Origin of the sequence: Chryseobacterium gallinarum (genome assembly GCF_001021975.1) — a bacterium.
Classification (GTDB): domain Bacteria; phylum Bacteroidota; class Bacteroidia; order Flavobacteriales; family Weeksellaceae; genus Chryseobacterium; species Chryseobacterium gallinarum.
Window position 1 is genome coordinate 4300815 of record NZ_CP009928.1, and the last position, 8973, is coordinate 4309787.

The following is an 8973-nucleotide window of genomic DNA, read 5'->3' on the forward strand; positions in this document are numbered from 1 at the left end:
TGTCCCGTCATTTTTTAATCTGATCAATTCTGAAACAAAAAGGATTGCTTCCATTTGGTCCGCCTCTGATAATTTATTCCATGCCTTTTGTGTATCTTCTTTTCTTCCGACCTTTTTTGGGTATCTTTATAAAAAGCCTCAAAAGAAACCTCCGTAAGCTCTGCAAATATCCATTTGCTATCCTGTTTCTGGTTCTGCATCTCGGTAAGCATTTTCTCCGTGCTGGATGGAAATATCATCTTTACTCTTTCTATTCCTTCCACCAGCCAATCACCGTCAAACTCCATAGACTTTAAAACACTATTTAAACCATATTTAAACGTCATTTTAAGCCCTTATTTCTGATGTTTTGCTACAAATATTCTCATAGTAATTTTTGATGTAATTGATTAATAATTATCAGTCCGGCATTAGCATCAAATGGCGATAAATTTCCTTTGAAATTACTTAGGTAATGCAGTAAGTGTTCCGCCAAATAATAAGGAATTGATATTTTAAAAGGTTTATGATTATGTTGCTGTTTTATGCTTTTTTGTAAAAATTTATGTCTCAGTTCAACACAAGCAGCAAGATTAGATTTTCCGGATCTAGGAAGCGATTGAAAATTAATCACATCCAACGGAGCCATTATCGTATTAATAGCATTAAGCTGATCTCTATTAATTTTTAGTTCTATTTTCATTTTCCAATAATTTATTAACAACAGATACTTTATGTTTAAATTCTCGATTGCAGTTGATCATCAGATCATATTCATTCAAATTGTAAATTACAGTACTGTGATCACGATTTAAAATCCTACCTATATGTTCATAGGTTAGGCCTTTGGATTTCAATATGTAGCAAATAATTTTCCTGGCATCACAAAAATCTTGTCTTCTATTGCTTGATCGCAGCTGCTTTGTTGAAATATCTAAAACTTTACATATCATCACGACAAGTCTAGGAATATGAAATTTACTTTTCATGTGTATTATTTTCTCCTGATTTTCAATTGCCTTTGGTATATCGAAAGGAGACACCTCGTAAAGCCCTAATTTTAGCATTAAAATGTTTAATTTTGGATCGTTAATCTCCGTTGCCCTCTGTGCTGTCTGCGCTAATAAATTTTTAAAAATATTAAGCGGAATTTTCAACACACCCATTGATTGAGGAATTGCACAATCAGCAATCTCATTTAAAAACTGATTTGTATCTATTCTAAAATCTAAATTTCCTTTATCCATACTTAATATTTAAAATCTGTCCAGTGAATAATTTTTCCTTTAAAATCTTTATCAAAATATTTAAAAAATTCTTCAAGACTTTCAAATCCATCGTTTATAGCCAAATTTTCTAAATCAACATTGTAGCCTTCAAGAGTTTTAAAATCATCAAAAAAAGCGTCTCCGTACCATTCGCCATCAATAGAAACCATTGCAGAATTTGAATAATATTGTATCTCGAAATCCTGTACAGATACAACGGGAATTTTTGGAGCAAATCGAAACATATTAGGTTTTCGGGAGTTGATAAAGAAATCAATCATTACTCCTGACTTCCATCGGTTTGTCTTATCTTCTCTTATTGTATGGATTTTTTCACGATGATAAATTGTATTGTCAAATTCAATTTTATGAATTGTCGCAAAATTCACCTTGTCGGCTTCCTGATATTCTTCCGGGATAATCTTTTCAAAAATTTGCGGATTAAATAATTCAAACGCTTTATCTTTAGATATTAGATTATTTACCCAAAGCCCTAAAATTATTCTTTCAGGGAAGTATGTCGGTTTTCCGTTTAACTGTGTAGAAAAAGGTAATATCATAGCTCTTCAAAATCAAATCCTAATTTTTTTATTTTTTCTTTCAATTCTTTAACTTTCTTTTTCCAACCACGACGATCACCTTTCATGTATTCAGTGTGATTTTCTAAATCACACTGAATGTCTTCTATTTCTTCTTTATAATCATTTACTTGATCTTCAACAGAAAAACATTCGTCGCAAAGTAATTCTTCCGTCAATGGTGATTTTCTTGTAGAATGAAGTTCTATCCATTCATCACATCTAGGGCACGGTACAGGCATTTCCATTTTTATAAAATTTAGTTATAGTTAGTTTGTTCAAAAATATATCCCTCTACAAGTCTTTTGGAATATTCCAAATCCTTTTTGGCGGTGAGAAAGGCATTATATAGGCTGTCTAATCGTGTAGATGATATTTTATTAAAACTATCTACTTTTGCGGCTCTGCACGCAATACCTTTCACATATTCTATTGTAGCCGGTTTATTCATTTTATTGAATAGACCGAAAATAGCTGCAATTACACGTTTACGTTTTTTGTCTAATGTTTCCTGACTGTCTTTTTCCAGGACAAAACACATAGCTGTAATTTCTGCCGGAGTAAGTTCTTTTGCAGACGTGGTACGTCCGCAAGTCCATTCTTTAATAATATCTGCTCTTTGCTCGAGCAGACCTTCTTTGGAAAGAAGTGTCATTAATTTTTTAAGTGTTGCCATATTTATGATTTTTATTTGTTTAAATAATATTCTGTCCATTGATCTGCCATTGCATCCGCAATTCCCTGATGAAATTTTGAGCGTTGTTTTCCGCATCCTTTCCCTAGCTTCCCAAAAACACTATGTTTGCTTTTACCTGATTTAGTTTTACTACTATTGTACTCGATGTATTAAGGTTCAACCGCAGTTTTCGTTTCAAATAAATTATCCTGTAAAGAATATTTTAACAGAGGCAAATTTTTAAGCCAAAGACAGGTTTTCTTTGGAATGTTGTCTCCAAAATAATAAGGATGTATGATCTGATCCGGCTTTCTTATATAGGTCGAAATAACACCTATAGGGTTTTCAATAGCAATATGATTAATGTCTACATTCATTAGATCATAAACAAATTTTAAAGCGTCTGTCTGATTCTGCCAACGCTCAGGGTTATTTGGGATATGCCTGTTTGCAGCTACGGTTAGGTAAGTACACGGAGGAAAGGCAATCATCAAATCCCATCCGTCATTAATTATGTCAAAAACATTTCCCTGATAATGCTTTCCTGAAATTTCGGTAGGAAGTATATCACAACTGGTTGCATCCCAACCTTTGGCTTTAAATGCTTCCCTTACGATTCCTGAGTATTCACAAGCGATTAATGCTTTCATAATTTTCTTTTTGCTCCCATCGGCGGAATCGAACCGCCGATAAAAACCGTTTGGGAAGTTTTAAAGTGAATCTTTCCAGTTTGCCAAATCTGAATGGTGCACCCTGCCGCGATTTTCTCTCTGACTGATATATTGATCCCTTTCTTCAGAAAGAACAAAGTTCCCGAATGAGATTAAATCTTTTTCGTTTTCGGAACCATCCGTTACAGCTTTTACGGCTATTTCAGCCGCTTTTTCTATTTCTGTTTGAGCAATAGCAATTAATCTAGCGTTTTCGATGTTTTCGTTATTACGGGGATCGATTTTGAACGCTTCTAAAACATTGATTATTTCGGCCGCATTTCTTTTGATGTAATAAGTATTACCTGGTTTTTGTGAAGAAAAATTGATGCGCATCCTCTTTTCTCCTAATGATAAATTTTTCATAAATGATAATTTTAATTGTTGTTTAAATCGTTTTTATATTCGTTGTACTTTAGTTTTACGGTCTTATACTCTAATTCTAAGACCTTATTTAGCAGATTTCCGTTTTTTATTTCGATCTTTTCATACTGTATTTTATAGTATTCATGAGTGATCATGAGAGCAAAAAATGCAATAATGAAGACTGAAATTATTACTACTGAAATTGCAATTGTTTTTTCGACAGTTTCCTTTGTTTTCATTTGTTATAAATATTTATCGAGTTTCCAAAGTAATACGGAGGTTGCTTCAGCTATCATGGCTAGTCGATTGAGAAATTAAAATTTACACGTTTACTGATACCATCTCCGAAATCCACCATCTTAAAACCTCTTACATATCGGGAGGTTTTGATATCGATCTGCGCCTCATCTATGATATCCATACCTTCATTGAATAATTCGCTATTAGCTTTTTCCCTCATTTTATTTAGCTCTCTTACTTTCTTCGGGTCATAATTACCTTGGGCATCGGTTTTTAGAGCTATGTTTAAGAAATCCATAAGGATTTTTTCATTTTCGCTGTGGCCAGTTAGAGAAGCCATATATTGCCTTATTTTCACGATTCCCTCCGCTTCTGTACCATTGAATGACGGACGTACATTCCAGCCTATTTTTATGCTTGCTGTACCATCATCGAGAGTAAAAGTATGGCTGTCCTGATTGCGTTTTTCATTTCCGTAAACCTCTGCCCGTAGTCCTATAACCGGATCAATATTTTCAAATAACTTGGTAATCCTGTTTTCGATATCATCTCGTTTGTCTACGAAATAATCAATCTGGCCAAGGACTACCTCATTTTCCATAGATTTTAGTAGCTTCTTATCCTGGGCTTTTTTGGCTTTCTTCTCTTTTTCTTCTTGGGCGATCTGTGCTGCTATTTGTTTTTTCTGATCAGCAGTCAGGTTATTTAAGTCTATTGTTGTCATAAAGTTTCGTTTTGTATTGTTAAATCTTTTAATTGTTGCTCTCTGAACATCAGCTCATCATGGATTTTAACCCATTCTTCCTGAAAACTATCATCCTCTAATCTGACCTTTAATCCTTTAATGATCTCTTCCAGCTCTTCAATTGTCAGTGGGAAAAATTCTAAGCTCATATTTCATTATTTATTCTAGTATACACCTCTTCATATTCATTTATAAGTCGCTTAATTTTAGGATTACGCTCTTTCATACTTAATAATTCTAAATTGCTGTTAGATTTTAACTTCGCTGCTACAAGACGAGTAGTATTTTCATAATTTTTTGAAGCTTCGAGTAATTCTGTTAACGCTTCAATTACTTCATTTTCTGTCATAATATTTTAATTGTGTTAGTTCTTCTTTGTATTCTTGGTATATTTTGAGATAGTCTTCATCTAAAAACCATATTTCAGAATCAGGATCATACCAATATAAAAGCCTGTCCTGTCCATAATTCATTTCAGGGGGTTCCCAGTTTTCTTTTAAAATCCACATAAAAGCTGCCAAAACTTTTTTAGATGTTATAGTGTCATTATCATTATAAAGGTGGATTTGGACCCGTTCCTGCCAGCTTAAAAAGCCTATCAGACTGTCAAGCTGTAAAACCTTTTTTAAAATTTCTTTTTCCATGATTATCCCGTTTCAGACCAGTATTTTTTAGCTCCTTCTTCCCAGATGGTAAATCCATCCGCATAATATTTTCCCAGGTATCGTCCTTTTGAAAAAGCCTTGAAACCCTCAACCCATATTTTCAAATCTGCATCAAATTGAATTCTGATTGCTGTCTTCCCGAGAGGTTTATTTCCGTCCATTTGAGAATTCCATATGAAAAGTTTATCCGGGAACTCTTCTTTTAAGGCTAAATATTGAGCGAAAGTCATTTCCGCATATTGCCAACTATCTGTAATAATGAAGCGGGGGCTTTTGCGTCTTCTGAGCCTTGCTCTAAGCTCTTCGTATTTTTCTTTGATGAGTTGTATTTGCCGTCCGCAATCTGATACATTATGTCTTTTCCACGCCTGCTGCATAGTTCGGGACGTTCCCTCTTCCAGAGAGTTGAAAAGTACCCGGTCAAATTTCGATAAGGCTTTTGCCAGTTCCAGCATAAAAGATGTTTTACCATTACCAGACTGACCACTGATAAACCAGGAACCCGAGGCCTCAGGCTCATCGAAATTGTCATACCATTCACCATCCCATGTAATCAGATCATATTTTTTTGCTAACAGGTCTGTTGATGAAATGGCTTTTCTCATATTGTCGCAAGTTTAGGGAGGTCAAGTACTTTTCTCACCAAATTCTCTGTCAATGGTTCATTCAGGCGTTCAGCTTCACGCATTGCGGGAAGTAAAGCATCGTGAAGCTCCCCGTAATTCTCGCACTCAGTTTGTAAAAACCGTTTCAATTCCCGGTCTGCAATGCTGGTTAAAAACTCTTTAAACCTTGTATCAATAGGTTTTAATTCACGAATTCCATATTTTACACGGCGGTAGAACTGTGGCATTCCGGCTGCATTCTTATTTTTCAGCTTTTCAATTTTTGCGATGAGTTGATTTGTTCCGATAAGGATTAAGGCACATTTACCGTAAAGGTTATCGTGAAGCTCTTTGATATTACACAAGGTTGCCTGCTTTAAATATTCGGACTCATCCCAGATAATCATCGGGTTTCTGCCGTCTAATTTTAATTTCAAAATTTCCTTTGTAATAGTTCTAAGCTTTTTGGAAGGTGATCCGGCTAAAGGCAACCTCATGGCAATACCTATTTTGTCTAACAGATCGGTAATAGTGTCCAGTGATCCAACAGTGATTTTAAATACATCTTTAGGATTCTGTTTGATAAATATATCTGTGCAGTAAGTTTTACCGCTTCCGGTTCCTCCAATAATTATATTTGTATAACCGAAGTTTTTAGCATCTGTAAGATAAGAGATCATCTGCATGAATTGCGGAGTCTGTCTTGGTGTCCATGCCACTTTATTGTCTGGGTCAAAATCTATGGTATCACAGATCATTCTGAAATACTTATCGTCGATCTCTACATCCTTTCCGCTTGCATTGATGAAATAAATATTTCTTCGCATATAAGAAAGGTAATTGCTCGGTACTCCAGATTTTGCAGCAAATTCATTCGCTGAATATTCGTTTTCTTTCATCCACTCTTCAAGAGCAGTTATTATTTGGTCTTTGGTAGTATTATTCATCGGTATTGGTTAAATATTTTGAAAAGTCTATTTCTTTATTTTTTAAGTAATCCATTTGCTCCTCATCCCAGCTGCGTTGCTCAATGGTCTGCTGTTTTTTGTTTTGTTTCTCAACAATCTTTTTAGCATTCTCCATCCGTTTGGAGTTCCTTTGGTCCTTATGCTGTCCTTTGCTGTCTACAATCAGCATCTTAGCCAATGTTTGGTCTAATTCTGGGTTTTGAGTGAACATTTGATTGACGATCTTACTGTCCTCTGCCACACTCTCCACAATCATCTGTTTTGTTTCCTTATTGAAGTTTAGAACCTTTTGAAGCTCTTCATTGTCTCCTTCTTTTCGGTCATACAGTGCCATCGGCTGGACGTATTTCTGGGTAAGCATAAAGCTGATCTGCTTTTCTTCGCTGTATGCTAATACCTCCTGTAGGTTATCACTGTCATATTTTATAGTCCAGTCAAGATGGGCGTTCATTCTAAAGTTGACATCAAAACTGTCATATTCCATTTTTCTACCGTTGATCGCTACATGTAAACCGTTATGGCTTAATTTATTGGTGAATCCGGTAGTTTCCCCGAAATGCAGTAAGAATTCTTTATCAGAAACCACTTTTTTAGCTTTTTCCGGCATATTCGCATAAGCCTGTATATATTGATCCCTTAATTTTTCACGGTCCATTTCAATCATTCTAACGAGCTGCATCATACATCCCTCTTCGTTAGGGAAAGAATGTCGTATTTTGTTCAGGTATTCATCGTTAGGCTGTGTTTTTGATTTTATACCTTCACCACTCCAGTTCGGAGCTAATTGGCAGTATGTTTTGTTAAAATATTTAAACCAAGGCTCAATCACTTTTGATTTTGAGTTCTTTACTTTTGCCGGAGTAAATTTTGTGGAAACCATCTCATAAAAAGGAGTCATTTCCTTAATAGAATATCGGTCAGACTGTATTTGTAAAACTTTATGCTTAGCCCCGAATAGTTCCTCGGTATGCTTTACAGCGTTTCTTAATGCTTTTTTAATAAGGTCTGAGTTTTCATGAGTACCGATAGCATATCCGACAGGGTATTTACTGAACGGATCCAGAACCACCACAATCGTCAATCGGTTATGATACGTTGTTTCCTTGTTGCCTTTCAGATTTACGGTAGACTTTTGATACAATAATTCTGCATCCCAGCCGTCTACTGTCCAGTAAGCCATCGGAATAGATGGAGCTTTCCTCTTAACATGCATGGCCAGTTCATTATCAAAGCCTTTTTCTCCTTTTGTTCCCGCCATAACTTGCAGATTCCATTTTTTACGATAATTACCAATGGTTGAAGCAGTAAGCTCCGGGAACTGCTGTAATTTTGCTACAGCATTATATATCATTGCTATTTGCTCATTATCTAATGACCTGTGATCTCTTAGTAAAGTTCTGAGCAAAGCTTCCTGTTCAGAGTCTTTTACCTTGGAGGCTTTTTTGTTCCCGAAATTCTCTGAAACAAGTACAGAGTAACCTCCTTTCTTAAAATCCTCTAGCTTTTCTTTTAATCTTCTGGCTGATTTTGGCAGTGTGTGCCCTATTTCATCCTTTACCTCCGCTACAGCAGCAGCTGTATCATTCCAGATATCGGTTAACCCTCTGCGTCCATTTCTACTCTTTATAAAAGACAAAGTTTCTTTTACAAATTGGTCCACTGCCTGAAGCATCTGAGCATTTTTTACATATTCGTCCTGCTTTTCTGTTGATAAGGTTCTGTATTCATCCAGCAAATAGTAAGAGAAAAAGTCTACAGCCTCGTAATCATCCTTGTAATAGTTAAGAATTAAATTTTGAGTGTTTTTCTTTGGTGGGTAACCTAGTTTTTTAACAATCTGAACACGAAAACGCTCAGGAATGCTGTTAAATTCTACTAAGGCATAATTATCAAGTCCTTTACCCATTCTAACACGATTAATTTTTCCCTCACGGCAATGCTTCTTATAGTTAGGTTCTGTCATTACAGACAGGTCTTCATATAAAGCCTTTGCAGGAATGGTTAAAGTATTATGATAGAATTGATACATTTTGTTTTAAACTGTGTTTATTTAATCGATAGATTTATAAATTACATTTAGTAGAAGGCCAAAAAGCATTATATAAGTTGCTTTTTGCTGTTTACCTGTCACAGCATCTATTACATCAATAGTCTTGTGACAAAAAATTGTTTG

At 35.2% G+C, this 8973-nt stretch carries 16 protein-coding genes; all 16 read right to left on the minus strand.

Annotated elements, in window-relative coordinates:
• Nucleotides 1-23: 23 nt before the first annotated feature.
• Nucleotides 24-326 carry a hypothetical protein gene (locus tag OK18_RS19165; RefSeq protein WP_053329054.1) on the minus strand — a complete coding sequence of 101 codons (303 nt, stop codon included), beginning with the start codon at nt 324-326 and terminating at the stop codon, nt 24-26.
• Between the two features lie 38 nt (nt 327-364).
• A complete protein-coding gene (locus tag OK18_RS19170; protein ID WP_053329055.1) occupies nt 365-682 on the minus strand; it encodes a hypothetical protein in 318 nt (105 codons plus the stop codon).
• Nucleotides 660-1226, minus strand: coding sequence for a helix-turn-helix domain-containing protein (locus OK18_RS19175; protein WP_053329056.1), 567 nt, complete (start codon nt 1224-1226; stop codon nt 660-662). The genes OK18_RS19170 and OK18_RS19175 overlap by 23 nt, the downstream gene beginning before the upstream one ends.
• A gap of 2 nt (nt 1227-1228) precedes the next feature.
• Nucleotides 1229-1807, minus strand: coding sequence for a hypothetical protein (locus OK18_RS19180; protein ID WP_053329057.1), 579 nt, complete (start codon nt 1805-1807; stop codon nt 1229-1231).
• Entirely contained in the window at nt 1804-2073 is a 270-nt protein-coding gene (locus OK18_RS19185) for a hypothetical protein (RefSeq protein WP_053329058.1), read from the minus strand. The genes OK18_RS19180 and OK18_RS19185 overlap by 4 nt, the downstream gene beginning before the upstream one ends.
• A gap of 11 nt (nt 2074-2084) precedes the next feature.
• Nucleotides 2085-2501 (minus strand): hypothetical protein, encoded by a 417-nt coding sequence (locus OK18_RS19190; protein ID WP_156173338.1) that lies wholly within the window; start codon nt 2499-2501, stop codon nt 2085-2087.
• Nucleotides 2502-2671: 170 nt separating this feature from the next.
• Nucleotides 2672-3151: a hypothetical protein gene (locus tag OK18_RS19195; RefSeq protein WP_053329060.1), complete on the minus strand. Its 480-nt coding sequence runs from the start codon at nt 3149-3151 to the stop codon at nt 2672-2674.
• A gap of 60 nt (nt 3152-3211) precedes the next feature.
• On the minus strand, nt 3212-3577 hold the full coding sequence (locus OK18_RS19200) for a hypothetical protein (RefSeq protein WP_053329061.1): 366 nt from the start codon (nt 3575-3577) through the stop codon (nt 3212-3214).
• Between the two features lie 11 nt (nt 3578-3588).
• Nucleotides 3589-3816 (minus strand): hypothetical protein, encoded by a 228-nt coding sequence (locus OK18_RS19205; RefSeq protein ID WP_053329062.1) that lies wholly within the window; start codon nt 3814-3816, stop codon nt 3589-3591.
• 59 nt (nt 3817-3875) lie between these two features.
• Nucleotides 3876-4541: a hypothetical protein gene (locus OK18_RS19210; protein ID WP_053329063.1), complete on the minus strand. Its 666-nt coding sequence runs from the start codon at nt 4539-4541 to the stop codon at nt 3876-3878.
• Entirely contained in the window at nt 4538-4711 is a 174-nt protein-coding gene (locus tag OK18_RS21520; RefSeq protein ID WP_167336374.1) for a hypothetical protein, read from the minus strand. The genes OK18_RS19210 and OK18_RS21520 overlap by 4 nt, the downstream gene beginning before the upstream one ends.
• Nucleotides 4708-4911 carry a hypothetical protein gene (locus OK18_RS19215; protein WP_053329064.1) on the minus strand — a complete coding sequence of 68 codons (204 nt, stop codon included), beginning with the start codon at nt 4909-4911 and terminating at the stop codon, nt 4708-4710. Before OK18_RS19215 ends, OK18_RS21520 begins: the two co-directional genes overlap by 4 nt.
• Entirely contained in the window at nt 4898-5206 is a 309-nt protein-coding gene (locus tag OK18_RS19220; RefSeq protein WP_053329065.1) for a hypothetical protein, read from the minus strand. The genes OK18_RS19215 and OK18_RS19220 overlap by 14 nt, the downstream gene beginning before the upstream one ends.
• Nucleotides 5207-5208: 2 nt before the next feature.
• Nucleotides 5209-5832 (minus strand): hypothetical protein, encoded by a 624-nt coding sequence (locus OK18_RS19225; protein ID WP_053329066.1) that lies wholly within the window; start codon nt 5830-5832, stop codon nt 5209-5211.
• On the minus strand, nt 5829-6779 hold the full coding sequence (locus OK18_RS19230) for an ATP-binding protein (RefSeq protein WP_053329067.1): 951 nt from the start codon (nt 6777-6779) through the stop codon (nt 5829-5831). Before OK18_RS19230 ends, OK18_RS19225 begins: the two co-directional genes overlap by 4 nt.
• On the minus strand, nt 6772-8829 hold the full coding sequence (locus tag OK18_RS19235) for a hypothetical protein (RefSeq protein ID WP_053329068.1): 2058 nt from the start codon (nt 8827-8829) through the stop codon (nt 6772-6774). The genes OK18_RS19230 and OK18_RS19235 overlap by 8 nt, the downstream gene beginning before the upstream one ends.
• Nucleotides 8830-8973: the final 144 nt, after the last annotated feature.